23 protein-coding genes and 1 pseudogene are annotated in these 25,968 nt (G+C 62.5%); 14 read left to right on the top strand and 10 right to left on the bottom strand.

What is annotated here, in order from left to right; translation table 11 throughout:
* Positions 1 to 25 precede the first annotated feature (25 nt).
* The 5 genes from EKH49_RS07575 to EKH49_RS07555 all read left to right on the top strand — a co-directional run bounded on the left by EKH49_RS07575 (position 26) and on the right by EKH49_RS07555 (position 5,486).
* On the top strand, positions 26 to 1,129 hold the full coding sequence (locus EKH49_RS07575; RefSeq protein ID WP_128470341.1) for a VanZ family protein: 1,104 nt from the start codon (positions 26 to 28) through the stop codon (positions 1,127 to 1,129).
* Between the two features lie 131 nt (positions 1,130 to 1,260).
* Positions 1,261 to 2,031, top strand: a complete 771-nt coding sequence (locus tag EKH49_RS07570; protein WP_052253742.1) for a DUF2637 domain-containing protein — start codon at positions 1,261 to 1,263, stop codon at positions 2,029 to 2,031.
* A gap of 83 nt (positions 2,032 to 2,114) precedes the next feature.
* Positions 2,115 to 3,218 (top strand): GTP pyrophosphokinase, encoded by a 1,104-nt coding sequence (locus EKH49_RS07565; protein WP_066138183.1) that lies wholly within the window; start codon positions 2,115 to 2,117, stop codon positions 3,216 to 3,218.
* 150 nt (positions 3,219 to 3,368) lie between these two features.
* Positions 3,369 to 4,970, top strand: a complete 1,602-nt coding sequence (locus EKH49_RS07560; protein ID WP_128470340.1) for an ABC-F family ATP-binding cassette domain-containing protein — start codon at positions 3,369 to 3,371, stop codon at positions 4,968 to 4,970.
* 69 nt (positions 4,971 to 5,039) lie between these two features.
* On the top strand, positions 5,040 to 5,486 hold the full coding sequence (locus EKH49_RS07555; RefSeq protein WP_128470339.1) for a hypothetical protein: 447 nt from the start codon (positions 5,040 to 5,042) through the stop codon (positions 5,484 to 5,486).
* A gap of 75 nt (positions 5,487 to 5,561) precedes the next feature.
* Here the strand turns inward: EKH49_RS07555 and EKH49_RS07550 are convergent, their stop codons facing one another.
* Genes EKH49_RS07550 through EKH49_RS07540 form a run of 3 tightly spaced genes read right to left on the bottom strand, consistent with a single transcriptional unit; the run spans position 5,562 to position 7,132 of the window.
* A complete protein-coding gene (locus EKH49_RS07550) occupies positions 5,562 to 6,470 on the bottom strand; it encodes an SURF1 family cytochrome oxidase biogenesis protein (protein WP_128470338.1) in 909 nt (302 codons plus the stop codon).
* The gene (locus tag EKH49_RS07545) at positions 6,471 to 6,716 is read right to left on the bottom strand and encodes an acetone carboxylase (protein WP_128470337.1); all 246 of its coding nucleotides are present in this window, start codon (positions 6,714 to 6,716) and stop codon (positions 6,471 to 6,473) included.
* Entirely contained in the window at positions 6,716 to 7,132 is a 417-nt protein-coding gene (locus tag EKH49_RS07540) for a DUF3099 domain-containing protein (protein WP_161567471.1), read from the bottom strand. Before EKH49_RS07540 ends, EKH49_RS07545 begins: the two co-directional genes overlap by 1 nt.
* A 216-nt stretch (positions 7,133 to 7,348) precedes the next feature.
* Between EKH49_RS07540 and EKH49_RS07535 the strand changes: the two genes are divergently transcribed.
* Complete coding sequence (locus tag EKH49_RS07535; RefSeq protein WP_038991000.1) at positions 7,349 to 8,071, top strand: beta-ketoacyl-ACP reductase; 723 nt, start codon at positions 7,349 to 7,351, stop codon at positions 8,069 to 8,071.
* Positions 8,072 to 8,105: 34 nt separating this feature from the next.
* Positions 8,106 to 8,855 (top strand): SDR family oxidoreductase, encoded by a 750-nt coding sequence (locus tag EKH49_RS07530; protein ID WP_128470335.1) that lies wholly within the window; start codon positions 8,106 to 8,108, stop codon positions 8,853 to 8,855.
* 156 nt (positions 8,856 to 9,011) lie between these two features.
* Here the strand turns inward: EKH49_RS07530 and EKH49_RS07525 are convergent, their stop codons facing one another.
* Both EKH49_RS07525 and serB read right to left on the bottom strand, forming a co-directional pair.
* Positions 9,012 to 10,652 carry a VanW family protein gene (locus EKH49_RS07525; RefSeq protein WP_236641073.1) on the bottom strand — a complete coding sequence of 547 codons (1,641 nt, stop codon included), beginning with the start codon at positions 10,650 to 10,652 and terminating at the stop codon, positions 9,012 to 9,014.
* Positions 10,653 to 10,921: 269 nt separating this feature from the next.
* Positions 10,922 to 11,842, bottom strand: a complete 921-nt coding sequence (gene serB, locus EKH49_RS07520; protein ID WP_128470333.1) for a phosphoserine phosphatase SerB — start codon at positions 11,840 to 11,842, stop codon at positions 10,922 to 10,924.
* A 189-nt stretch (positions 11,843 to 12,031) separates the two neighbouring features.
* On the opposite strand from serB, the gene EKH49_RS07515 reads away from it, so the two are divergent.
* The 4 genes from EKH49_RS07515 to EKH49_RS07500 all read left to right on the top strand — a co-directional run bounded on the left by EKH49_RS07515 (position 12,032) and on the right by EKH49_RS07500 (position 14,884).
* The gene (locus EKH49_RS07515) at positions 12,032 to 12,817 is read left to right on the top strand and encodes an ABC transporter ATP-binding protein (RefSeq protein ID WP_128470332.1); all 786 of its coding nucleotides are present in this window, start codon (positions 12,032 to 12,034) and stop codon (positions 12,815 to 12,817) included.
* Positions 12,818 to 12,845: 28 nt separating this feature from the next.
* Positions 12,846 to 13,643 carry a sulfite exporter TauE/SafE family protein gene (locus EKH49_RS07510; protein WP_128470331.1) on the top strand — a complete coding sequence of 266 codons (798 nt, stop codon included), beginning with the start codon at positions 12,846 to 12,848 and terminating at the stop codon, positions 13,641 to 13,643.
* A gap of 16 nt (positions 13,644 to 13,659) precedes the next feature.
* Positions 13,660 to 14,481, top strand: coding sequence for a TrmH family RNA methyltransferase (locus EKH49_RS07505; RefSeq protein WP_128470330.1), 822 nt, complete (start codon positions 13,660 to 13,662; stop codon positions 14,479 to 14,481).
* Between the two features lie 145 nt (positions 14,482 to 14,626).
* The gene (locus tag EKH49_RS07500) at positions 14,627 to 14,884 is read left to right on the top strand and encodes a type B 50S ribosomal protein L31 (protein ID WP_038991006.1); all 258 of its coding nucleotides are present in this window, start codon (positions 14,627 to 14,629) and stop codon (positions 14,882 to 14,884) included.
* A gap of 432 nt (positions 14,885 to 15,316) precedes the next feature.
* Here EKH49_RS07500 and EKH49_RS07495 read toward each other — a convergent pair whose 3' ends face one another.
* Positions 15,317 to 16,915: an HNH endonuclease gene (locus EKH49_RS07495; RefSeq protein ID WP_128470329.1), complete on the bottom strand. Its 1,599-nt coding sequence runs from the start codon at positions 16,913 to 16,915 to the stop codon at positions 15,317 to 15,319.
* Between the two features lie 170 nt (positions 16,916 to 17,085).
* On the opposite strand from EKH49_RS07495, the gene EKH49_RS07490 reads away from it, so the two are divergent.
* Positions 17,086 to 18,141, top strand: coding sequence for a lipoate--protein ligase family protein (locus tag EKH49_RS07490; protein WP_128470328.1), 1,056 nt, complete (start codon positions 17,086 to 17,088; stop codon positions 18,139 to 18,141).
* A 136-nt stretch (positions 18,142 to 18,277) separates the two neighbouring features.
* Here EKH49_RS07490 and pepN read toward each other — a convergent pair whose 3' ends face one another.
* Entirely contained in the window at positions 18,278 to 20,923 is a 2,646-nt protein-coding gene (pepN, locus tag EKH49_RS07485; protein ID WP_128470327.1) for an aminopeptidase N, read from the bottom strand.
* A 128-nt stretch (positions 20,924 to 21,051) separates the two neighbouring features.
* Here pepN and EKH49_RS07480 point away from each other — a divergent pair, with 128 nt between their 5' ends.
* The gene (locus EKH49_RS07480) at positions 21,052 to 21,612 is read left to right on the top strand and encodes a hypothetical protein (RefSeq protein WP_121866794.1); all 561 of its coding nucleotides are present in this window, start codon (positions 21,052 to 21,054) and stop codon (positions 21,610 to 21,612) included.
* 274 nt (positions 21,613 to 21,886) lie between these two features.
* Here the strand turns inward: EKH49_RS07480 and EKH49_RS07475 are convergent.
* Positions 21,887 to 22,318: pseudogene (locus EKH49_RS07475) on the bottom strand (IS110 family transposase); the annotation flags it as partial.
* Positions 22,319 to 22,599: 281 nt separating this feature from the next.
* Here EKH49_RS07475 and EKH49_RS07470 point away from each other — a divergent pair.
* The gene (locus EKH49_RS07470) at positions 22,600 to 23,088 is read left to right on the top strand and encodes a VOC family protein (protein ID WP_330857420.1); all 489 of its coding nucleotides are present in this window, start codon (positions 22,600 to 22,602) and stop codon (positions 23,086 to 23,088) included.
* Between the two features lie 95 nt (positions 23,089 to 23,183).
* On the opposite strand, the gene EKH49_RS07465 is transcribed toward EKH49_RS07470, so the two are convergent.
* Both EKH49_RS07465 and EKH49_RS07460 read right to left on the bottom strand, forming a co-directional pair.
* A complete protein-coding gene (locus EKH49_RS07465) occupies positions 23,184 to 25,199 on the bottom strand; it encodes an acyl-CoA dehydrogenase family protein (RefSeq protein ID WP_128470326.1) in 2,016 nt (671 codons plus the stop codon).
* A gap of 51 nt (positions 25,200 to 25,250) precedes the next feature.
* Positions 25,251 to 25,910, bottom strand: coding sequence for a TetR/AcrR family transcriptional regulator (locus EKH49_RS07460; RefSeq protein ID WP_121866796.1), 660 nt, complete (start codon positions 25,908 to 25,910; stop codon positions 25,251 to 25,253).
* Between the last annotated feature and the right edge of the window lie 58 nt (positions 25,911 to 25,968).

Here is a 25,968-nt window from a genome sequence, read left to right as displayed (position 1 = left end):
CGGATTATTCCGCTTAGATGGAAATATGCAAACGATGTTCTGGCCAGCGACTATCGCGATCCTCGGCGGCGCCTTCTTCCTGGCCTCCGCCGGCATCTTCCTGCTGGCCGTGCAATACCGCCGCCACGGACGACTGTCCTGGCGCCGCACCATAACGACAGCCACCGCGGCGATCTACGGCTTCGGGCTGTTCAGCTACACCATGCTCCCGCTGCCCTCCTCGCGCGATGAATTCTGCCGGCCCGGGGTGGCGATCCCGCAGCTGGTGCCCGGCAGGTTCCTCGACGACTTCAAGCTGGCCATCGTGGAGCGCGGGCTCAGCGGATTCGCAACCAGCTTCACCCTGTGGCAGGTGCTGTTCAACATCATCTTGTTCATGCCACTGGGGATCTTGGCCGTGCGCTGGCTGCGCGGCAACATCATCACCGGCGTGCTGCTGGGCTTCGCCGCCTCGCTGGCCATCGAGCTGACCCAATATACCGGCATCTGGGGGCTGTACACCTGCGCCTACCGCGTGGCCGACGTCGATGACCTGATCACCAACACCGCCGGAGCGCTGCTCGGTGCGGTCATCGCCTACCTGCCGATCTTCCGCTTCCTCTCCGGCCCGGTGGAAGCCGATGCGGCCCAGGCGCCGGCGCGCCCGGTCACCCGGGCCCGCCGGGCACTGGCCAACGTCTTCGATGCGGGCTTCACCTCCGGTGCGCTGTTCGTCATCAGCGCCGCGCTGGAACTCCTGGAGCGACTGGGCGGCATGGAATTCGGCAAACAGTGGATGAACTTCTGGCTGCCGCTGATCGTGGTCTTCTTCGTCTTCTGGCTGCCGAGCCTGGCCCCGGGGCGGGCCACCCTCGGCCAGCGCTGCGCCTGGCTGATGGTCGCCAGCAAGCAGGGCGGGCCGTCCCCGGCAGGCAGGGCGTTGCTGCGCAGCCTGCTCGGGTTTGGCGGGATCAACTTCCTTTTCCAGATTTCCACCAGCATGGACGAGATCAGCGTCTACCCGCTGCTGAACATGCTTGCTGTGATCTATATCGCGATCAGCGCCTTCTACTTCATCTTCGACGCAGATCACCGGGGACTGGCCGGAAAAATCAGCGGAACCGGATTCATCGACCGCCGCGCACTTTGACTCATGGCACCCCGGCAATGCCGGGTGCAAGCTAAAATGGAACGCGGTGGTCTGCGCCTTTCGGCGCGGTCCAGCACAACTCGCGTTTGAAGACATACCGTTAATCTCAAAAGATAGGTCTGCTCAGCAGCATGGAAGATAACAAACCAGAGGTCCCGGCCGAACCGCACCGCGCCGTCCTAGGCACGGCCGTAGGCGCGACGGTCCTCATTGCCGTCGGTGCATTCGTGCTCTCATTCGCGGCGTTGACCGACCTGGCAGAACGCTCGGGCATCAGCCCGCGCCTGGCATGGATCTGGCCAATCATCATCGACGGCATGATCGTTGCCGCCACCGTGGCCATCGTGGCCCTGAACGGCTTCAACCGCAAGGCCATGATCTACCCGTGGTCGCTGCTGTTCTTCGGCGCGATTGTTTCCACCGCGGCGAACTCCACCCATGCAATCCTGACCGTGGACTCCATCGAGAACGGCGTGCCGCCGCTGGTGTCCGCGCTGGTCGCCGCCATGCCGCCAATCGTCCTGCTGGCCATCACCCACCTGACCGTGCACATGTACCAGAAGAAGTCCGAAGCCGCGAAGCTGCGTGCCGAACTGGAGTACGACGAGGAAAAGGAAAACGCCGAGAAGTACGGCGTGGCCTATGACGATGGCTACAACGCCGCCTTGGCCGACACCAAGACCGCCGAGGAAGAACGCCTGGCCGCCCTGGAGCAGGAGCACCAGGACGCGCTGGCCCGGGCCCGCGCCGAAGGCATCGCCGCAGGCCGATCGGACTCGAAGGTCACCCCGATCAAGCAGAATGCGCAGCCAGCCAAGGAGACCAAGGCCGCCGCGCAGAAGAACGGCGAGGACAAGGCTCCATTGTTCGACGACATGGCCAAGCGCCTGTCCCGTCCATAGGGCCCCAGCCGCACCCGGTTGGCGTGTGACCACGAACTGAAGGACAGCATTTCAACAGAAGCTGAAGCATCCAGGAGGCATCAATGATGGATCCGGCGCAGGGCCAGGGGCACGACGAGTTCTCCGAGCAGATTGCGGCCGCCGTTGAGCAGTACAAGTCGGTGACCGGCGAACTGAATACCGTCATGTCTGCCATGAAGGCGAAGATCCGCCGGCTCTTCGCCAATTCCGAGGTGCAGCCGCTGTTCATCACCGGCCGGGTGAAATCGCCGCAATCCTTTGCGGCCAAGGCATCGCGCCGCCTGCAGGAGAATTCCGAGACCGCCCCGGTGCTCGAATTCCCCAACCCGCTGCGCGAGATCCACGACATGGTGGGTATCCGCATCATCGTGATGCTGCCCCATGAGATCCAGCAGGTGGCCAGCCTGATCAAGTCGCACCGGGACTCCTTCGACTGCCGCAGCGACCGCGAGAAGGACATCGGCTCGGTGGAGTCCGGGACCTACGGCTACTCCTCGCGCCACCTGCTGCTCAAGACCCGCAGCGAGCCGGTCGTGCGCAAATTCCAGGAAGCCCTCGGCAAGCCGGTGGTGGCCAGCGGCAACTTCGTCTTCGAGGTGCAGATCCGCACTGTGCTGCAGCATGCCTGGTCCGAAATGGAACATGACATCCGCTTCAAGCATCCCGGCGAAGCCGCCTGGAATCCGCAGATCGACCGCCACTTCACCGCCACCGCGGCGATGCTGGAAACGGTCGAGGACTACTTCACCGACATCGACGAGCTGTACCACCGGCTCAACGGCTACCACGATCAGCAGGGCGCCGGATCGGAGCCGCTGACCGGGGAGAAGATCGGCGAAATCTGGCAGACGCTGCTGCCGCATGTTGACCGCAAGCGCGATGACGACTGGTCCTGGGCCGCGGAGCTGCTCGGCGCCCACGGCATCGGCCAAACCTGGCAGCTCGCGCAGCTGCTGGACGCCAATGTGGTCACCGACGTGCGTGCCGCGCTGGACCACCGCTATTCGCCGGGCCCGGACCGGCTGCTGGACGACGTGCTGCTCTGGCGCTTCGGCAAGGACCACATTGAGAAGACCAGCGGGGGAGATTTGCGCCGCGAAGCCTCGTTGCGCCGCCGCCTGATCCAGATGATGGACTACCGCTCGCAGCTGGGCGCCAGGAACTGACCGGGCATCGAAAACTTCTACCAGCTCAACCGCGGAACTGTTAGTTTGTGCACGTTCGGCCAGCCGCGGAGCCGTTGGCCGGTAGACTAGTCAAGTTGCCCAATTTCTGGGCCGCACAGCTTTATTACCCGCGTGAAAGGGCCACACCATATGATTTCCGTAGCCAACCTTGAGCTACGCGTCGGCGCCCGCCTGCTGATGGACGAAGTGAACTTCCGCATCGACAAGGGCGACAAGATCGGACTGGTGGGACGCAACGGTGCCGGGAAGACCACGATGACCAAGGTCCTCGCTGGAGAGACCCAGCCAACCGCTGGCGAAGTCACGCACAAGGGATCCATCGGCTACCTGCCGCAGGACCCCAAGACCCCTGACATGGAGCAGCTGGCGCGAAACCGCATCCTCGGCGCCCGTGGCCTGGATGTGGTCGTCACCAAGCTGGCCCAGAACCGCGAGGACATGGCCAGCGATGATCCTGCGGTATCCGCCAAGGCGCTGCGCCAGTACGACCGCCTGGAAGCTGAATTCATCGCCGCCGGCGGCTACGCCGCCGAATCCGAGGCCGCGGCCATCTGCGCCAACCTGGATCTGCCCGACCGGATCCTGGACCAGCCGCTGCGCACCCTCTCTGGCGGCCAGCGCCGCCGCGTGGAATTGGCCCGCATCCTCTACTCGGATGCCGAGACGCTGCTGCTCGACGAGCCCACCAACCACCTGGACGTCGATTCGATCATGTGGCTGCGCGACTTCATCAAGAACTACCCCGGCGGCGTGCTGATGATCAGCCACGACACCGGCCTGATGGAAGCCACCGTGAACAAGGTGCTGAACCTCGACGCGAACCGCGGCGTGGTGGATGTCTACAACATGAACTGGAAGCGCTACAAGGTCCAGCGCGAAACCGATGAGCGCGCCCGCAAGCGCGAGCGCGCCAACATCGAGAAGAAGGCTTCGGTCCTCTTGACCCAGGCGAACCGGATGAAGGCGCGCGCCTCCGGCGCCTCGGCCGCGCAATCCATGCTCAAGCGCGTGGACCGCATGCTCGCCGGACTGCAGGAAGAGCGCGCCTCCGACAAGGTCGCGGCCCTGCGCTTCCCGGATCCTGCCCCCTGCGGCAAGACTCCGCTCATGGCCGAGGGCCTGTCAAAGGCCTATGGGTCGCTGGAAATCTTCAACGACGTCTCGCTGGCCATCGACCGCGGCTCGAAGGTGGTCATCCTGGGCCTGAACGGTGCCGGCAAGACCACCCTGCTGCGCATGCTCGCCGGCGTCTCCGAACCGGATACCGGGAAAATCGTTCCGGGCCACGGCCTGAAGATCGGCTACTTCGCCCAGGAACATGACACCCTGGATCCGAATGCCAGCGTGCTGGAGAACATGCGCCGCAACGCGCCGGAGCACCTGAACGATGCCGATGTGCGTTCCATCCTGGGCTCCTTCCTGTTCGTCGGCGACGACGTCACCAAGCCGGCCGGCGTGCTTTCCGGCGGCGAGAAGACCCGTCTGGCCCTGGCCACCATCGTGGCCTCCAGCGCCAACGTGCTGCTGCTCGATGAGCCGACCAACAACTTGGACCCTGCCTCGCGCGCCGAGGTGCTCGGCGCGCTGTCCACCTTCCCCGGTGCCGTGGTCATGGTGTCCCACGATGAAGGCGCGGTCATGGCGCTGAAGCCCGAGCGCGTGGTCATCCTGCCCGACGGCGACGAGGACCTGTTCAGCGAGGACTACCTGGAATTGGTCTCGCTGACCTAAATCCTTACCAACACCAAGGAACTCTCGTAGGCTTGGCAGATCACCACTGTGAAGGGGATGTGCCAAGCCATGAGTGTTTTAAGACGCAGATTGCCGGTGCTCGCAGGCGCCGCAGCGCTGCTTGCCGGTACGCTGGCCGGTTGCGCAGTCCAGGTGCCCGACGAGGTCAACGCCCAGTGGGCGCTGATCGACCCGTCCGGAGTGAATGCGTCGAGCACCAGCCTGGAACTCGGCGTGATGGGCCTTGCCTGCGCTTCCGGGAAGACCGGGGATGTCACCGCCACCCATGTGGACCTGGCCGATGGCCAGATCGCCATCGGCATTGCAGTTGAACCGCTGGAAGGCGAGGCGCAGGACTGCCAGGGCAACGAGACGGTGCCGTACACGCTTGAGCTTGGCGAGCCGGTGGGGGACCGAGTCCTGATTGATGCCTCCTGCCTCGACCGGGCAGAACAGCAGGCGCCCAACTGCAGCGACGGCGGGATCCGCTGGAGCCCGCCTGCCACGCCAAGCTAAACGCCATGGGACGAGAAACCGCGCGGCACCTGGACTACGTCCACGTGCCGCGCGGTCTGCGTTTGCTGCGCACTGCTACTTCGTGGTGCCGCCTGGCGTATGCTCCGCCTCATCGAGCATTGCATCCTCGATGGCCTCGTCGGTCAGCGTGCCGTCGCGGCGGAACTTCTTCTCCTGCTTCGCCCGGATCTTGCGCACCTTGTGCATCGGCTCCTCCAGGCCCAGTGCCTCGGCTTCGGCCTGCTCGGCGGCCTCCTCGGCGTTCAGCTTCTTCTGCTGCCGGGCCGCATACCAGAAGCCGACGAAGGCCAGCACGCCGAAGATGTACCACTGGATCTCGTAGGACAGATGCGGACCTTCGTCCATGTCCGGTGGATCCAGCTGCTGGGGTGCGTCGGCCGGATCCGGGTCCTCTCCATACATCAGGCCGTAGGCGCCCTGGGCGATCTCGTAATCCAGCTGCTTGGCGTAGTCCTCGAGCTGGATGGAGGCCAACTGGCCTTCCGGAGCGCCTCGGTCCAAGCGGATTTCCGATGGCTTCAAGCGCACATCCACGGTGACCTTGCCCTCAGGCGGTGCCGGAACCGCATCCGGGTGACCGCTTTCGTCGTTGCCGATCGGCAGGTAGCCGCGGTCGACGATGACAGTTTCGCCTTCGCTGGTCTTGAACGGCACCAGAACCTCGTAGCCGGGCCGGCCGGCCTTGATCCGGTTGCGCACGATCATGGTGTCCTCGGCGACGTATTCGCCGGTCAGCTCGGCGGTCATCCAGGTCTTGTCTTCGTCGAGGTTGTGGAAGTTCTCCAGAGCCTGCTTGCCGGTCACCGGCTCGGCGAAGTAGTTGCGGTTGACGCGCTCGATGCCTTCCAAGACAGCATCGCGGCGGTCATTCTGCCAATTGCCCAGGGCAATGCACGCGGAGGCGAAGATGGCGACGAGAACCAGCCACCCGACCCAGCGGGTGCTCGCCAGAAAACGATACATCTACTTGCCTTCTCCTTCGTTGCCCTGCATTGGCAGCGTTTCCTTGTAAAGCAGCCGTTCCTTGAGGTAATTTTCGAGCCAATCGCGATGCTCTTCGCAGGCCAGCCAGATCTTGCGCCGGTCCGGGGTATGGATTTTCGGATTGTTCCACAGCAGCTGGTAGTCGGCGCCTTTCCGGCAGCCCTTTCGCGAGCACTGGATTTCGGCGGCAGCGGGGAGGCCGCCTAGCGAACCTAGCAGATCCACTAGTCCTCCTTGGGGGATGTTGTCGGGTGTTGCACGGGTTCCTCGTCATCGGCAAAGTTGCCGTCAATCACTTCTGGTTCCCGCTCCTGCTGCTGTGCGGTGTCCTTCGGTGCGTCGAGTTGATGGGCATCGGGCGCCCTGTAGAACTCGGCTGGCGGTTCACGCTTGGTCAGATCCGCACCTCCATTGGCGATCACCACAGCGATGTAGGGCAGGACCACCGCGCCAATGAGCAGGACCCAGCGAAGCCAGCCGTCGAAAAAGAAGGCCAGAACGAAGCAGACCAGACGCACGGTCATCGAAATCGTGTATTTGCGCACACGGGTATCGCGCTCGGCGGTATGCGACTGGCGCGCTTCGGTAATGCGGTGAACTTCGGGGTGGCCGGAACCGTGGTTCGTTGGCTGTGAGGACATGTAAAAGACTTCGCTTTGCAATACGGGCTCTGCTCCCATTGTCTCACTTGTAGCACCCAGAGGGTAATTTCTACGCGCTGTCGAAGCGGTAAAACTGGTGAGTAACTAATAGGATTGTTCACGGAGTAGCTACTTAACTAGGCAAAGTGCGTTTTCGGCCGGCCAATGGAGGGATTTTCCATGCCAGGAACTCGAGCGCATGAATGGAGAAATACATTGACTACGGAACCAACCACTGGCCGCAGCGTCCTCGTGACCGGCGGCAACCGCGGAATCGGACTTGCTATTGCGCGTGCATTCGAAGCCAACGGCGACAAGGTGGCCATCACATACCGCAGTGGAGAGGTTCCGGCCGGACTGCTCGGCGTCAAGGCTGATGTCACCGACAGCGAGTCCATCGACGCTGCCTTCAAGGAAGTTGAAGCTGCGCACGGTCCGGTGGAAGTTCTTGTCGCCAATGCAGGAGTCACCAAGGACACCTTGCTGCTGCGCATGAGCGAAGACGACTTCACCTCGGTCATCGATACCAACCTCACCGGCGCCTTCCGCGTGATCAAGCGCGCATCCAAGGGCATGATCCGGCTCAAGCGCGGCCGCGTCGTGCTGATCTCCTCGGTCGTGGGCCTGTACGGCTCGCCAGGCCAGATCAACTACGCGGCTTCGAAGTCCGGCCTGGTCGGCATCGCCCGCTCGCTGACCCGCGAACTGGGTTCGCGCGGCATCACCGCCAACGTCGTCGCTCCGGGCTTCATCAACACCGAAATGACCGCCGTCTTGCCAGAGGAAACCCAGAAGGGATACCTCGAAAGCATTCCGGCCAACCGCTTTGCTGAGCCCGAAGAAGTTGCCAACGTTGTCCGCTGGATCGCCAGCGATGAAGCAGCGTACATCTCCGGAGCCGTAATCCCGGTTGACGGCGGCCTGGGCATGGGCCACTAGAAGTTTTAAGCAAGAGATCTAAAGGAGCATCACCATGAGTGAATTCAAAGGTGCCATTGTTACCGGTTCCTCCCGCGGCATCGGTGCAGTCACCGCACAGCTGCTGGCCGAGCAGGGCATTGGCGTCGTGGTCAACTACCGCGCCAAGGCCCCACGCGCCAACAAGATTGTCGCCGCCATTGAGGAAAAGGGCGGCAAGGCAGTGGCCGTCGGCGCAGACCTGACCTCGGCCGAGGGGCCGCAGGCTCTGGTCGACGCCGCCGTGGAGAATTTCGGTTCGCTGGACGTCGTCGTGCTGAACGCTTCAGGCGGCATGGAAACCTCCATGGGCGAGAACTACGCGCTGCGCCTGAACCGCGACGCGCAGGTCGCCATGCTCCAGGCTGCGCTGCCCAAGCTCAGCGAGGGCGGCCGCGTGGTCTTCGTGACCAGCCACCAGGCGCACTTCATCAACGAAGTGAGCACCATGGATGCCTATGACGCTGTAGCGAAGTCCAAGCGAGCCGGCGAAGATGCATTGCGTGAAATGATCCCGGAGCTGGCCGAGAAGAACATCACCTTCGTGGTGGTTTCCGGCGACATGATCGAAGGCACGATCACCGCAACCCTGCTCAACCGCATGGAGCCAGGTGCCATCGACGCCCGCCGCGAAGCTGCCGGCAAGCTGTACTCCGTTGAGGAGTTCGGTGCCGAGGTAGCCAAGATGGTCTTCGCCGACGTCGAGACCGGCCACACCGAGCTGGTGGGCGGCGCAGGAGACTTCCTGAAGCAGTCGGGCAAGTAGGCCCCTCAGCAACCGCATCAGCTGGCGGCCGGGATCCTGTTTCAGGGTTCCGGCCGCCAGCTTTTTCGTGCCGTGGCCGCAACAGTGGACATAAAAATCGCCGGGTACCTCTCCTAATGGAGGTGCCCGGCGATTCGGCTAGATCTAATCGGTGATCTAGTCCTTCGGCTTTTCGCCGCAGACGATCTTATGCCATGGGCTGTAGGTCCAGCTCTTGGTTTCGGCCGGCAGCTTCTTGGAGCCGTCGATGGTCTCCCGGTAACGGGTGATATCGATGCTGAAGCCCTTTTTGCCACCGGACTCCGAGACGCACTTCTCGGCCGGGTTGTACTTGGTTTCCGGGTTGGTCAGGTTGTACTTGCCCGAGCTCTTCTGCGAGACATCCCAGTACTTGGTGGACCACAGGCGGGTATTGACCTTGTCGCCCGAAACCCATGCCTGGATCATCACGCCGTAGGGGGTGTTGTTCTCCCAGATCATGTCGATCTGGCCTTCCCACAGGGTAGCTTCGCGTCCTGCAGGGTAGCGTTCGAACCAGCGCGAATGCGGCTTGTGGGTGATGTCGTCGTAGCCGGCCAGGAAGCCGACGTTGTACATCTGGGTGGAGATCTGCGAGAGCCCGCCGCCAACGGCTTCGGTACTGAAGCCGCTTTCCACAACCCCGGAGCTGTAGTAGCCGTTGGCCACGGTGATCGGGCCCAGGGCTTCGAGCAGCGAGAAGCGTTCGCCCGGCTTGATGATGTCCCCGTTGACGCGAGCCGAACCGGCACGCAGGTTCTTGGTGCGCACGGTATCTGAGGCAGGGTACGGGGTGGAGAAGGTGACGATCGGTTCCTTGATGCCAAGCTTCTTCGCATCTGCGGTGGTGAAGTCCGCTTCCTTCTCGGTCATCTCGACTTCGGCAGTACGATTCTTGGCGGCCGTAGCTGCCAAGACCTTGGCACCCAGGCCCTTGGTCTCCAGCGAGATGCCCTTGGAGGACTTGATGATCGAAGGCTTGCCGTCCTTCAAGACGATCTGCGCATCCTTGGCGGTGCTGGAAAGATCGGAGTTCTTCGTTGCCGCCTTGTAGAGCTTCTTGTCGTCCAAGGCGATCGCCGGAGCACCGTCCTTGGGCGCGTAGCTCGCTGCCGCGGCAATGGATGCGACCGAGATGGTAGCTTTCTTCTTGCCCGAGGCCAGGGTGACTTCGTCCTTCAGCAGCGCCTTGACGTCCTTGTCGTAGAACGCCTGCAGGGTGTCGGCAGAAATCTGCGGCTTGATGACTTCGGCCGGCAGGGCGATCGCAGGGCCGGCAATTTCCCAGTCGTCGCTGATCAAATCGGCGGCTTCCTCGGTCTTCAGCGCGACGCCGTCAACGGGCTTGGTCAGCTTGGAGGTGCCGTCCTCGAATTCGATGGTTCCTTCGGCAACCTCGGCGTTGGCCTTCTTGGCCAGTGCATCGAGCTGCGCAGCCAGCTTATCCTCGTCAACGTCTACAGCAGGGGTGACGTGGAACTCGCCGGTGAGGCGTTCGTAGAGCTTGACCGGGTTGATTTCGTAGGACGTCAGTTCATTGACGGTGTCTTCAACGTTCAGTTCCAGACCGGCTTTGGCGGGATCCAGTGTGTACTTTTCACCGTTGACAGTGACATCCACTGGCTTCTGAGCCAGGGGGAGAACCTCGCGTTCCAGCTCGGCGCGAGCCTGGTCCTTGTTCATGGAACCGATGTTCACACCCGCAATGGAGGCGTTGGCCGGGACCTGGGAGCTGACAAAGGCTGCTCCGCCGAAATATGCTGCGGCTACGGCTGCCACGCAAGAACCGGCAATGATCCAAGGCTTGGCCTTGCCCTTCTGCTTTTTCTTGTCCTGCTGAGAGTGAGAAGGCGTAGATGAGGAACTGTCCGGGGAGGGGGTCTGCACTGGTCTAGTAGCTCTTTCGAAAGCGATGGGGGCTCGGCGCGTGGCTAAGGCTAATGCCTCAAGCCGTTGCACGCGTCAATAGAAATACTAACTGCTGGAACAACCGATCGAGATATCAAAAGCCGGTGAGCGCATAATCGTTATGCAGTTGTTGGATTCCGCTAAGCCAAATCATCGAGAACCAGGTCGGCGATGGCATCCAGGCGCGAGAAGTCCAGACGAACGTCCGCCTCGTCGCGCAGGGCAGGCTTCGCGTTGAAAGCAACACCCAATCCTGCGGCGGCAACCATGGCGAGGTCGTTGGCGCCATCTCCGGCGGCGATCGTTGCAGACATCGGGATCTGGTGCTCCTGCGCCCAAGCGCGCAGCATTGTTTCCTTCATTTCACGGTCGACAATCTGGCCGTGAACGGTACCGTCTAGAATTCCTCCGGTAATCCCCAAGGTGTTGGCCAGCGCATGGTCCAGTCCGAGGTGGGCAGCCAACGGATCCAGAATCTGCTGGAACCCGCCGGAAACTACGCCGACCTTGTGCCCGGCCGCATGGAACCGCTTGACCAGGGATTCGGCGCCGTCGGAGAAGATAATGCGCTGGCCAACCTCGGCGAGGACATCAACTGGCAGATCCTTCAAAGTAGCTACGCGCTGGATCAAGGATTGGGCGAAGTCCAATTCGCCGCGCATCGCGGCCTCGGTCACCGCAGCCACTTCTTCTTCCCGACCAGCGTGGGCGGCGAGCAATTCGATGACTTCCTGCTTGATCAAGGTGGAATCGACATCCATCAGCAGCAGGAGCTGTGGCGCCTCGGTAAGCCCGGCAGGAACCGCAGCTACGCACAAGTCCGCATAATCCAGTGCCCCCTCGGCGACCAGGGTATCGACGAATTGCTTGGCAGCCTGCTGCAACTGAGCGTGATCGGCCTGCTCGATGCGGAATTTGGCAACCAAACGCTCATCCTTGGTTTTGATCCGGCTTTCGTCGGCGTCCGGAATCAGTCCGGCTCCCGTTGCCCGCTGAAGGACAGCGGCGAAGTCGGTGCGTGAAAGGGATGGGCGGGATGCGAAAACCAATGATGAAGCCATGCAACCATTTTTCATTGCCCCGGTGATTACGACCAAACATGACGTGTTGGCCCCGGGCGCAGGCACCGGTCCGATGGGCGTGAACTGGCATTGCAACAGGAGGCGATGCAGGTCAATCCGCTGATTTTTGAGTCTTGCACGGCATTTCCGATTAGTGAAACAGGGGTGGAAAGTCTAATCTTGAATACCATGAGCGAAGTGCTAACTTTCAAAGATGTCAGCGTTGTACGCGGGCGAAAAGAACTGCTCAAGGACGTGTCCTGGGAAGTCAAAGAAGGACAGCGGTGGATTGTGATCGGCCCCAATGGCGCCGGCAAGTCGACCTTGATGAACATCGCAGCTACTCGGCTGCACCCCACCCGCGGTACCGCGGATATTCTTGGTGAACGCTTGGGCAAGGTTTCGGTCTTCGATCTGCGTCCGCTGATCGGCCTGAGCTCGGCCCTGGTTGCCAACTCCATTCCAGCCAACGAAACCGCGTTGAACGTGGTGCTCACTGCCGCCTACGGCATGACCGGCCGCTGGCGCGAGAAGTACGAGAAGCTCGATGAGCGCCGTGCTTTCCACCTGCTGCACAACTGGGGCATGTCGACCTTCATGAACCAGCCTTTCGGCAAGCTTTCCGAAGGCGAACGCAAGCGCGTGCTGATCGCCCGTGCCTTGATGACCGATCCCGAGCTGCTGATCCTCGATGAGCCGGCAGCTGGCCTGGATCTTGCCGGTCGCGAAGACCTGGTTGGCAGACTGGCTGAACTGGCAGCCGACGAGGATGCTCCAGCACTGGTTCTGGTGACCCACCACCTTGAAGAGGTGCCAGCGGGATTCACCCACATCTTGATGATGCGTGACGGCGAAGTCGTCGCCGCTGGCGAGATCGACTCCACGCTCAACGAAGAAAACCTGGAAGCAACCTACGGCGTGCCGCTGAGCCTGCGCCGTGAAGGTGGACGCTATTCGGCTTTCGCACGCAGCTAACAGCAACAACTAAAGGGGAAAGCACCACGTGATCGAATTTTGGCGTGAAGCCCTGATCTTCCTTGGAGGACTCTGGGCCGGAACTATCAACACCGTCGTCGGGTCGGGCACCTTGGTCACTTTCCCCATTCTCGTGGCGTTGGGCACGGCACCGGTGAATGCCGTTGTATCCAACGCCATGGGCCTGGTCGCCGGCGGATTCTCTGGTGCCTGGGGGTACCGTCGGGAAGCTGCCAGCGTCAAGAAAACTCTGCTCAAGCTCGTGCCGGTATCGCTGGTCGGCGGGTTGATCGGGTCATTGCTGCTCTTGAATTTGCCGGAGTCGGTCTTCGGCATCGTAGCGCCGGTGCTGCTCGTGTGCGCGCTGGTCTTGGTGATCTTCCAGCCTCGGCTTTCCAAGTGGGCGAAGACCCGCCAGGCCGCCTCCGGCGGCACCGACCCGGATGATGCCGACCGCGCGCCGATTCCATTGGTGCTGTATATCCTCGTGTTCCTGATCGGTGTCTACGGCGGCTACTTCACCGCGGCGCAGGGCGTGCTGCTGATGGCCGTATTCGGTGTTTTCCTGCACGCTTCGCTGCAGCAGTCCAACGCCATCAAGGTGATCCTTTCCTTGATCGTGAACCTTGTGGCGGCCGCGATGTACCTGATCATCGCGCCGGAACGCATCCACTGGATCATCGTCCTGCTGATCGCCGTCGGCTCGCTGATCGGCGGTTTCATCGGTGCCAAGATTGGCCGCAAGCTCTCACCGGGCTGGCTGCGCGCCGTCATCGTCGTCTTGGGGCTGATCGCCTTGGGCAACATGCTCTACAAGCTGGTGTAGCTTCGTGTCAGAAATCATGAATCCTGAACGGATCCTGCAGGTGGCGGATCTGGAAGATCCCCGCCTCGACGAGTATCTCCGGCTCTCGGAGGCGCATCTGCGCATGCGCAGCGACGTTGAAAACGGCCTCTACATTGCCGAGAGCACCAAAGTTGTCCAGCGTGCGATCAATGCAGGCCATGTGCCACGCAGCTTCCTGCTCGCTGAAAAGCATCTGGACCAGCTGGCCGAGGAATTCAACCAATTCCCGGACGCGCCGATTTTCATCGGGGACGACCGGCAGCTTCAGGACCTGGTGGGCTTCCACCTGCACCGCGGCGCCATGGCCGCGATGAATCGTCCCGAACCGCTGGACCTGGACGAAGTGCTTGAGGCCAGTTCCCGGATTGCCATCTTGGAAGACATCGCAGACCATACGAATCTTGGCGCAATTATCCGCTCGGCCTCGGGCCTCGGGGTCGATGCAGTGCTGCTCACCCCTAAATGCGTTGACCCCTGGTACCGGCGCAGCGCGCGCGTCTCGATGGGGACGGTCTTCGACCTTCCGTGGGTACGGATGCAGTCCTGGCCAGGAGATCTCCAGACGCTGAAGAAGCATGGCTATGAGATGCTCGCCATGGAGCTGACCGATGACGCGATCCCGTTGAACGAAGTGGAGATCAAGGCTGGGCAGAAGGCAGCGATGATATTGGGCAATGAAGGCAGGGGAGTGACCGATGAAGCCCTCGCCACCGTTGACCGGACCGTGATCATCCCGATGCACCGGGGTGTGGATTCGCTGAACGTGGGTGCCGCAAGCGCGATTGCGTTCTGGCATTTGTGCTCCGCGCCACGCTGAGAACGTTTCTGCAGCCGTCGATTTTGCGATAGGATGGACTGTCTGTGCTTTGAGGTTTCTACGTGGAGCCCTGAATGCGGGACACAATTTCCGAGTAAGTAGCTGCTGGCAAAATCCAGTGGCCATAAGCAAAAGGTGTATAGCTATGAAGGCTGATATCCATCCACAGTACGGCCCGGTTGTCTTCAACGACCTGGCATCCGGCGAAAAGTTCCTGACCCGTTCGACCGCTAAGTCGGACAAGACCATCGAATGGGAAGATGGCAACACTTACCCAGTAATCGACGTCGAAATCTCGGCAGCTTCGCACCCGTTCTACACCGGCAAGCAGCGCATCATGGACACCGCTGGTCGTGTCGAGCGCTTCAACGCCCGCTTCAAGGGCTTCGGCGGCAAGAAGTAATACTTCGCCCCTAGCAAGCTTTCGCGGCGTGTTTCCAGTTTCTGGAAGCACGCCGTCGCTGCTTTAACGGACTGGCCATCACCGGATGCCGGACCGGCAATGACTGAAAAAAGTTTTCACTGAAAAATCGGCGGGACGCCGTTGAACGCAACGTGCGACGCGCCAGGTGTCTTGATCGTCAGGTGAAGACGTGACTGACTGAAAAATTCTGTCAGTGGCGTAGGCAGGGCGCTTAATGCGGCGAAGGCTGTAGGGGTCTACTGGCGGCGACAGCAAAAAGTGTGCGCTGGCCTCCCGGAGAATCGATTTTGGTCGCATCGAGCTGGGCAACCGGCTCCATTGCGGTTGCCTGAAGGGTTTTCATGGGTGGTGTGGTGCTGCTGGTGACTGAAAAAATTTGTCACCCAAGATCGATCATCCGGGCTAGGGCACTCAGCCTGTTTCCCGTTGTCCGCCCATGTGCGGCGGTTCGGTTCCTGGACTCTTTTCCGGAATGTCGATGTGCGGCTTGAGCCCGAGTACCCTGCGCACTTCGGGCGTCAATCGGACATGAGGCAAGGGGATGACCCTGGGGCGCTCCGGGCAATGATCGCTCACATGATCGAACTGATCTACGCGCTTTACGCTGCCCGGAACCACAATGGAATTCAGGCCATGCGGTGTCACCCACATTTTTGACCCATCGGGCCGAGCAACAACTTTCCAGCCCAACGCATGCTTGAACATTTGATGCTGCTTGCACAGGAGCTGGGTATTCTCCCTTGTCGTGTGCCCTCCGTGAGCCCAGTCATCGATATGGTCTACCTCCGAGCGATCTGCTGGACGTCGGCAGGCAGGGAAGCAGCAATGCTCATCACGATTCCTCAGCAGGTCCTTGAGGCCCTGCGTGGGCCGGTATTTCCTGCGCTCGACATCTATTGCGGCGCCAGTCCACGGGTCGGTCAATACTCGCTGGAACGAAGGCGCGTCCTTGGCCAACTGCAGCGCGGCACCCAGCGGAATGGGACCGTAGCCTTCCAGATCGGCCACGGTCCTGGAAGGATCTGCCAGCATCTCGACCGCGGGAATCGTAATGGATACGCGAGGTTTCAGGGGTGTGCCTTCATGGCCTGGCCAGCCATTGAGGATGATGTCGGCAAAGGCATCGGCTTCTATTTGCTCCCGGGTACGGGGATCCTCCGGATCGTTGTGCTGGTCAGCCACCCATTTCACGGAGTTCTTGATTGAATGAACCACAGCGGCGCTGTTGCAGTACTTGAGCGTGGACATTCCGTTCTCGTCATCCTGCAACGTGAGCCTGCGATGCTCCTCGGACTTCTTGCGCCTTTGCTCGGCAGACTCGGGGCGCATCCGGTCATGGAACCGGCGCGCGCGTTGGTATATAGCGTCATCCGACGCTGTCTTGGCCATGGGCAATAAGAGGTGTTGCATCTGGCTGATCTGCTCCGGGAGCAAGTCTTGGGCGTACTTCACAATGTCGTGAGCAGCCTTAACGGTGATCCCGCCTGCGGCCAGGGCCATGAGAGTGTCCTTGCAAACGTAGCGGAGTCCCTTGGCATGGAACATGCGTTTGGCTACCTTGCGCGGGCTCTCGCGCAGGGCGACGGACGCTTCCGCGATGAGGTTGGAGTTGATCACCTGATCGCTGCCACGGTCGATGCCGTAGTATTCTGCGCTTCGCCGTGCTTCGCGTTCCTCCTCCTCGGTGTTCGAGTCCTGCGTGGCAATGGTATCGGCCAATGATTCACTGACTTGTTCGGCCGAGTCGGCCAGCAGCACTGAGGTCAGCGCATCAAGGCTGCTCTGCAGGCGCTGGATCATTTTCAGCCGTTCGAGGGCGTCGCGAGGGCCATTGAGCGGCCCCGCGTCGTAAAGCTCATCGGCCATGCGTTTCACAGGACCATAGAACAATTGATGTTCGATGCGATCGCTGAAGAAAGAATCCTTGTGGGATTCTGTGCGGGTGCCGGCCGGGAGCAGCGGCAGACGATGCTCATCATCGTCGTCTTGGATGAAGTCGGGTATAGCCATAGTTAATTCTCTGGCTGGGGTCGGACATTTTGGCACGGAAATCCGCGGATTGTGGATGCCTTTTCGAAAATTTCTTCGATTGTTATCGTTGGGGTGTTCGTCGACCGGAAACCGTCGAGTCCACCGCTGCCCGGATTCGACTCGCCGGTGGCCGGGGATAGAATGAAACCATGATGCATCATGGTGAATACAAGGTAGTCGGTGGCAAATTAGTCGTTGTAGACCTGGATACCGCCGACGGCGTGATCACCGAAGTGTCCTTGAATGGCGACTTCTTCCTGGAGCCGGACGACGCGCTCGACGACCTGAACGATGCGATCCGCGGCCTGCCAACCGATGCCAGCCACAGCACCATTCGCACGGCGGTAACCGAGAACCTGCGCGAAGGCGCAGTGATGTTCGGATTCGACGAGGACGCCGTTGCGCGCGTTGTCCGTCGCGCGCTGGGCCATGCCACCAAGTGGGAAGACCACGAATGGGAAATCCTAGGTCCAGAGATCATCCCCATCACCGAGCAGGTGGCGCTGGATGAGGTGCTGACCCGGCAAATCGCCAAGGGCACGCGCAAGCCGACGATCCGTTTCTGGGACTGGAGCGAAGGCGCCGTGGTCATTGGTTCCTTCCAGTCGCTGCAGAACGAAGTCGACATGGAGCAAGCTGAAAAGCATGGCATCCAGGTGGTGCGGCGGATTTCCGGTGGCGGGGCGATGTTCATGGAAGCCGGCAACTGCATCACCTACTCGCTGTACGCGCCCGAATCACTGGTCGACGGCATGAGCTTTGCCGACTCCTACCCGTTCCTGGACGCATGGGTGATGGAAGCGCTGGAAAGCATCGGGCTGAAGGCGCACTACAAGCCGCTGAACGACATTGCCACCCCGGCCGGAAAGATCGGCGGCGCCGCGCAGAAGCGCCTGGCCAATGGCGCCATGCTGCACCACGTCACGATGAGCTACGACATCGATGCGCAGAAGATGACCCAGGTGCTGCGGATCGGCCGCGAGAAGATTTCCGACAAGGGCATCGCCTCGGCGGTCAAGCGCGTTGATCCGCTGAAGTCGCAGACCCAGCTGGAACGCATGGAGATCATCAAGGTCATGATGGATACCTTCGCCAAGCGCACCGGTGCCAAGCCGGCACAGCTGGATGCCGAATCCCGCCAAGCGGCGCAAGAGCTGGCGGCTGCCAAATTCGCCACCGAGCAGTGGACCGCACGCGTTCCATAAGACGGCAGGATCCAAGGGCCCGTTCTCGATTCCGCATCGAGAACCGGCCCTTGCTTCGTTTTTGGCGGCAAAAGCCGGCCCGCTGCTTGGTGAAGCAGCGGACCGGCTTGGAGCGCCAGCGGCTATCGGCTATCGGCTAGCGGCTGGCGCGGCTGTAGGCCTGGGCCTGCAGCGAGCGCTGCAGCTCGGCGCGTTCCTCCAGCAGGATGCGCTTGAGTGCGGCCGGGGCGCCCTCGTGGCGTTCGAGCCAAGTGGTGGCGGCGGCCAGCGCCTTGTTCTGCTCGACCGAGCCCTGAAGATCCTGGTGGCCTGGATACAGCCCTTCGATCACGCGGGTGGCGAATTCCATGCCCATGGTCTCGAAGACCGGCAGGATCGCGGCCCAGTAGCGCTCCTCGAACGGGGCCAGCAGTGCGGCCGAACCCAGGGTGAAGCCCAGCGCGGTAGCCGAGAGGGCGTCGTTGGACAGTTCGCCCTGCTCATCGCGGGCCATCAGCACGGTATCGAAAGCGGTGTCCTTGGCCTGCGGGTCCGGGCGGGCGGCCAGTGCGGTGCGTACCGAGTTCTGCGCCACGCTGGTGGGGTTGGCCTTGGCCGCCTCGTGCATGCGTGCTTCGGCGGCTTCATCGAGCCGGCCGGCGGCGGACAGCGCGATGTAGGAACCCCAGAGCAGCTGCTCGTCGACGGTGACCTGGTAGGCGTTGGGCTGCTCGCCGAGGAACGCATCGAGCACCTCGGGAGCCACGCCGGAGCGGGCCAGGCGGACCAGGGTGCGCGCGGTGGTGGTCTGCTGGTCGCTGCCGGCCTCGAATTCGGTCAGCCATCCGGTGAGCGTTGCGGCTGCCTGCTGGCGCAGCCCGGCGCGCAGCTCGGGAGCCACGTACTTGGCGATCGAGGTGGCCAGCTGGTCGGTGAGCACCCCGAAGACGCCGGCATCGGTGACGGTGTGCGCGTGATCCAGAATGGCCTGCACATAGCTCTGCGCGTCGAGCGTGGCCGAGCGCACCGCATCCCACAGCGAGGCCCAGCAGGTGGCGCGCGGCAGCGAGTCGGTCAGCCCCGAAAGGTGGCCAAGCAAGGTGGCGCGCGAGACCGGGTCGAATTCGATCAGCGCGTAGGTCTCGTCGCCGTCGTTGGGCAGCAGCAGGTCCGGGACCGTGCGGCCGATAAGGAAGTCCAGGGCCACCTGTTCGCCGGCCAGCTCCACCTGCACCGAATCGGTGCGCTGCAGCTTGCCCGAGTCCAGCTCGTAGGCGCCCACGGAGAGCACGTGCGGGCGGGCGATCGGCGCTCCGGTAACCGGGTCGGTGCCCGACTGGATCAGCGAAGCTGAGGTGATGGTGCCCGACTCGTCGGTGTCGTACTGGACATGCAGCTTCGGCACGCCGCTGGTCTTCAGCCAGGCGTCGGCCCACTGGCCCATGTCGCGGCCGCTGGCGGCTTCCAGCGCTTCGAGGAAGTCCTCCAGCGAGGTGTTGCCGTAAGCGTGCTTGCGGAAGTAGGCGCGGGCGGCGTCGCGGAAGGCATCGGCGCCAACGAAGGCGGCCAGCTGCTTGAGCACGGACGCGCCCTTGGCGTAGGTGATGCCATCGAAGTTCTGGTCCGCTGCCAGCAGATCGGGGATGTCGGCGACGATCGGGTGCGTGGTGGGCATCTGGTCCGCGACGTAGGCCCAGGCCTTGCGGCGCGCGGCGAAGGTGGTCCAGGCGGTGGTGAAGTCGGTGGCCTCGTCGTTGGCCAGGGTGCCGATGTAGTCGGCGAAGGATTCCTTGAGCCACAGGTCATCCCACCACTTCATGGTGACCAGGTCGCCGAACCACATGTGCGCCATCTCGTGCATCAGGGTGTTGCCGCGCTGCTCGTACTGGCCTTCGGTGGCGTGCGAGGTGAACACGTAGCGTTCGGTGAACGTGACCAGGCCCGGGTTCTCCATGGCGCCCAGGTTGTACTCGGGGACGAACGCCGAGTCGTACTTGCCCCACGGGTAGGGGTAGTCGAACAGCTCGTGGTAGTAGTCCAGGCCCTGGCTGGTCAGCTTGATGATTTCCTCGCCGTCGAAGTGCTCGGCCAGTGACGCGCGGCAGGTGGCTGCCATGTCAATGGCCAGCTCTTCGCCGTCGGCCAGCTTCTGCACGTGCTCGCCGCGCACCACGTGGTACGGGCCGGCCAGCACCGCGGTGATGTAGGAGGAGATCTTAGGTGTGGGGGAGCAGGCGACGGTCTTGGTGCCGTCCTCGTTCACGACCTCATCGACGATCGGCTGGTTGCTGGCCAGGTGCCAGTCGGCCGGACCGGTGAGCGTGAAGCGGTAGCTGGTCTTCAGATCCGGCTGCTCGAAGCAGGCGAAGACGCGGCGCGCCTCGGAAGGCTCAAACTGGGTGTAGAGGTAGGTTTCGCCGTCCTGCGGATCCACGAAGCGGTGCAGGCCCTCGCCGGAGCGCGAGTAGATGGCCTGGCCGGTGATCTTCACGGTGTTCGGGGCATCGGTGCGCAGGTTATCGAGGTAGATGCGCGCATCAAGCACGGCGGAATCCACATCGATCGCGGTGCCGTTAACCAGCACCTCGGCCACCGATTCGTGGATGAAGTCGATGAAGGTCGCCGGTTCCCTGGAGCTGAAGTTCAGCGTGGTGATCGAGGTGAAGCTGGTGGCGTTGCGGTCGGCGGCATTGGCCAGGTCGAGCTGGACTTCGGCGAAGTGCCATTCGATATTCCGTGCGCGCCAGGCCGCTTCGTCGCGCCTGAGGTTTTCATTGGGTGCATAGCGTTGAAGTGTGTCCACCATCCCAGCTTAGCTGTGAAACGAATGCTTTAGGGTTTTTTACTGGATTTCCACGGTTCTCCGGCGCCAGGCCTTCCTGCGCTAGGCTTGATGGGTCTGTGCAAACACCTGTGAGGATGGAGAAAACAGTGGACGTCTTTATCAAAGGCCCTTCCAAGCGCGACGTAGCGGGCATGAAAGCGGCCTTCGGCGAGGTCCAGGGCGGCGATGTCCTCTCGGTGCTCTACAAGACCGAACGCTTCGGCAACTTCCTGATCACCGGGGCCGCGCACGCGACGGTGCTCGATGACGTGATGGTCGGCGGGCTGAACGCGGCCGCGGCGAAGAAGAAGGCCAAGGATGCCGATGGCGGCGAGATCATGCAGCGCCAGCCGGACAAGGATGTTCGCGCCTTTCCTGCGGTCTTCGAGGGCGACTTCGCCCCGGAGGACATCGAGGTGTCCGAGCTGTCCCACGGCGATCTGGTGGTCGCTTCCTTCAGCCAAGAACCATACGGCGATTTCGTGGTGACCGGTGTGGTCACCGAGGCCGAAAAGGACCGCGGCTACCTGATGGTCGGCCCGTGGATCCTGCAGACCGCGGATGGACCCGCTTCACGCTTGCTGTCGGTACAGCGGGTCGCGGCCAACGGCACGCACGTGGCTCCGGTGCCTACCCGTCGCGGCCTGGTCGAGGTCGACGGGCTGTAGTCCGCGAAGATTCCGGTGGCTGCGGTGTTCGGGAGGTTCTGCCCAAGACCACAGCCGCCGTTCTATTAAGGCACGGCGATGGTGGCGGTTTATTGCGTCTGGCTGAGGACAATAATTCGAGGTAGCTCGGCCATGGTGCCGGGGCTTTACATGTCCGGGGGAGCTGTGGATAGGCGGATTGAGGATGGATTCGTTGTTTCCCAGAAACATCGGACGCAGGATTATGAGTAGCTCAGTTACTCATAATTCGACGACGAGGTTTTATGACTAAGGGCAACGCCAGATCGAACCCGGTGAGCATGCCCAGGGTTGCTTCGTCCTCGTCGGAGACTTGGATGCTGCGCAAGGTGTGTGGCATGGTGCGTGCCGCGTCGGCGATGATGAAGGCGTCTTTTTCGTCTGTTTTCGCCGTCCCGGGATACATGTCTACGATGAGCCGCATCGAGAGTCCGGGAAGGTAGGCCACCGGAATTTCGAGGTTCTGGGCTATGGCAACAGCGAGCGCGCCGAGGGTGGCAGGCTGGTCCACGACTACCGGAACCTGTCCTTGAGCTAGCAGCTTTTGATGCACGGCGGCGAGTTAGGTTTCGTCGTTGGGCAGGGTCTTGTTCCAGATTTTGGTGCCGTCTTGGATGACGGCGCAGGCCCAGTGGTCGGTTTTGCCGACGTCGAGGCCGAGGAAGATCTGGATGTCTTCGGTTTTCATGACCGGTGCTCCTTTGAACCGATTAATTGTTCAAGGTCGGCCAACCGTCGGTAGCAAAGTCTTACATCCACGTTATGACTGGCGTCCGTTTTGGCGCCGTGCCCCTAATCAGCAATCACCTCGATGCCATCCAATCCCGGTGGCAACACCCCCGGACTATTGGATAAGCAGGCGCAAGACACCATGCCGGGATTGGCCGGCCGACAGTTCCTATCATCCTCGGGTGAAGGACCTATCAACAAGGTAACGGGCTGGTTCCGGGCACATTGCTGGCGTACCCTGTGGCTAACTGGTCGCCAATCGAGGAAAGCGTGCCCACCACCATGCCACGAATTATCCGTTTTGACCATGTCGGCATCACCGTTGCAGACCTCGAACTGGTGACCGGCTTCTTCATCGGCCTGGGCCTGCACGTCGAGGGGAGAGTCGACGGGATGGAAGGCGAGTTCCTGGAAACCGTGTGCGGGGTCAAGGACTCGCGCACGACCATCGTGATGCTCAAATCCGAGGATTCCTCCGTCGGCATCGAGCTGTCCAGCTTCGAGAAGCCGGCGCACGAACCGGGCAACCCGCACGCCATGGCCAATGAACTCGGCCTGCGTTCGATCGCGTTCGAGGTCGATGACCTCCAGGAGATGCTCGCCGGCCTTGAAGCCCAGGGATATGGGCTGGTCGGCGGCGTCGGCGAATACGAGGGTGTCTGGAAGATGGCCTATGTGCGCGGTCCCGAAGGGCTGACCGTGGCTCTGGCCCAGCGGCTGGACATTTAATCCCAGCAGCCGCGGCTGCCGTTAACCGGCCGGTGCCCGGCCCCGGGGAAATTCCCCCGGGGCCGGGCACCGGTGCGCTGGTCCTCAGGCAGGTGCTACCGCTTGGCCTTCTGCAAGGACTTCTCGCTGATCGGCGCATTGTCGCTGGCGCGCAGCTTGCGGAAGTACTCCATGGCCTCATCCTGGCGCTCGGCTTCGCCGCCCGAGGAGATGTCGGCACGCAGGTGGTCCTGGGTGTAGCCGAAGGCGTCGACCAGGTCCTGGGCGTGCGGGCGCAGGCGGGCAAGCAGGCGGTTGATGTAGCCGGACAGGGTGCGCGCACGCTGCATCGAGAGCAGGCCGTTGGCCAGGTACCAGCCCAGGTCGTCCTCGACCAGCGACAGCGCGAAGACATCGCGCAGCCAGGTCAGCACCTCGGCGGTGGCCGGATCCTGGATCTTCTCCAGTGCCGCGGTGAATGCCTCCCAGCGCAGCAGCTGGCCGTGATCGCGGGCCGCGGAGATCAGCAGGTCCTGGTTCTCGTTGAACGCGGCGGCGCCCTTGGCCTTGTCCTTCCCGGCGGCGCGAAGGGCGTTGGCTACCGAGGCGACCTTGGCATTGATGCGGTCGGTAAGCAAGGCTCGCTGGTTCTCCGGGTCCTTGAAGAAGTTGGCGCTCTTGCGCTCATCGGAGATGTCCGCGAAGGCCTGGCCCACGCTGCGCAGCCCGGAGCGGTGCAGTGCGGTGGTGCCTGCCTGCTTGGCCGCGTACAGCGCCATCGCGCCGGTGTCGAGCTTGCGGAACTCGGCCGCATAGTCGGTGAGCAGGCGCTTGCCCACCAGCTGCAGCAGCACATTGTTGTCGCCCTCGAAGGTCACGTAAACATCCAGGTCGGCGTAGAGCTGGGTGAAGCGGTTCTTGGCGATGAAGCCGGCGCCGCCACAGGCTTCGCGGCATTCCTGGATGGTGTCCAGTGCGTCCCAGGTGCTCAGCGGCTTCAGCGCGGCGGCGAGGGTTTCCAGGTCCTGGCGGTCGTCGTCGCTGTCAGCGCGGCCGGAGAACACCGCATCGAACTTGTCCAGCAGGCCGTCGTGGGCGAAGGAGGAGGCATAGGTGCGGGCCAGCCGGGTGATCAGCCGGCGCTGGTGGCGCTGGTAGTCCAGCAGTGTGGTTTCCTCGGTGTCCGAGGTGGAGTTGAACTGGCGGCGCTGGTTGCCGTAGGTTACGGCGATCTGCAGGGCGATCTTCGAGGCGTTGGTGGCGGCGCCATCCAGCGAGACGCGGCCCTGGACGAGGGTGCCGAGCATGGTGAAGAAGCGGCGGCCCGGCGAGGGGATCGGCGAGGAATAGGTGCCGTCGGCGTCCACGTTGCCGTAGCGGTTGAGCAGGTTGGTGCGCGGAACACGCACGTTGGTGAAGTGCAGCCGGCCGTTGTCGATGCCGTTCAGCCCGCCCTTGAGCCCGTCGTCCTCACCGCCCACGCCTTCCAGGAAGTTGCCGTCCTCGTCGCGGATCGGCACGTAGAAGCAGTGCACGCCATGGTTCACGCCCTTGGTGATCAGCTGGGCGAAGACGGTGGCTGCCTTGCCGTGCAGCGCGGCGTTGCCCAGATAGTCCTTCCAGGCGGCCTTGAACGGGGTGTGGATGACGAATTCCTCCGTGGCTTCGTCGTAGGTGGCAGTGGTGGCGACGGAGGCGACGTCCGAGCCGTGGCCGATCTCGGTCATGGCGAAGGCGCCCGGGGTCTTCAGGCTCATGGCATCCGGCAGCCACTTGGCGTGGTGCTCTTCGCTGCCCAGGTGCAGGATCGCTCCGGCGAACAGGCCCCACTGCACCCCTGCCTTGATCTGCAGCGATGGGTCGGCTGCCACCAGTTCCTCGAAGGCGGCCAGCGAGCCGCCGTGGTCATCGAAGCCGCCGAATTCCTTGGGGAAGGCACGCTGCACGGCTTCCTGCTCGACGAGGATGCCCAGCTGGCCCAGGACGCGTTCGCGGTGCTCGTCCATGCCCAGCAGCGGGTCGCGCTGCAGCTGCGGATTGGCGGCGCGGGCGCGCGAGGCCTTGCGGATTTCGGCGTAGGGGCCGAGCAGCTGCTCGGAGAGGGCGGTGACGTTGATGCGGTTCTCGCTCATGGCGTGCCTTTCATTTCGGTGGTGTCGGGTTAGGGATGCACTCAAGGTGCTTCAGCGGGTTGTCGGTGTCCGGGTGGAGGCGATGCCGTAGGCCAGCCAGTTGGTCAGTTCGGTGGCCAGCGACTGCAGCGACGGCTTATTGGCGCCGGGCGGCTGGCTCAGCCATTGCTCGCCGGCGGCGCGGACCATGCCCAGGGCCGCACGCGGCCACAAATCGAGGGTGGCGGCGGTGGCGCGCTGGTCGTAGAGCTTGAGCAGGCGTTCGCTCATCAAGCTGGAGGCCTCCTCGAAGAAGGTGTTCAGCGCCCCGGCCGACTCGTCATCGGCCGAGCGCGGGGCGGAGGTCACGAAGAAGTACAGGTTGGGGCTGTTGTCGGCCAGTCCCAGATAGGAGGAGACCATCGCGTGCAGCGCGCTGATTTCGTCTTCCTTGGCCAGACCCGCGGCGATGACGCGTTCGCGGAAGTCGTTGATCACCATGGCGCTCAGCGCCTGGCGCAGTCCTTCCTTGTCTCCGAAGTACCGGTAGTAGACGGGCTTGGAGGTGCGTGCGTGCCCGGCGATGTCTTCCATCGAGACCTGCGGGCCGAGCTCGTGCACTGCCTTGCGTGCCAGCTTGAGCAGCTCCTCGTGGCGCGCGGTGCGATGCGCTTCCCAGCGGGCTGCCCGGCCGTCGGTCTCGCGGTCGAATTCTTCGGTGATCTTGTTCACGTAACTCAGAGTATCATGTACTCTTGGTTACAGTAATACTTGTCACACCAGAATATTT

The sequence above is a fragment of the Glutamicibacter sp. HZAU genome, from assembly GCF_004100365.1.
Taxonomy (GTDB): domain Bacteria; phylum Actinomycetota; class Actinomycetes; order Actinomycetales; family Micrococcaceae; genus Glutamicibacter; species Glutamicibacter nicotianae.
This window is presented reverse-complemented; position numbering and strand designations above follow the sequence as displayed.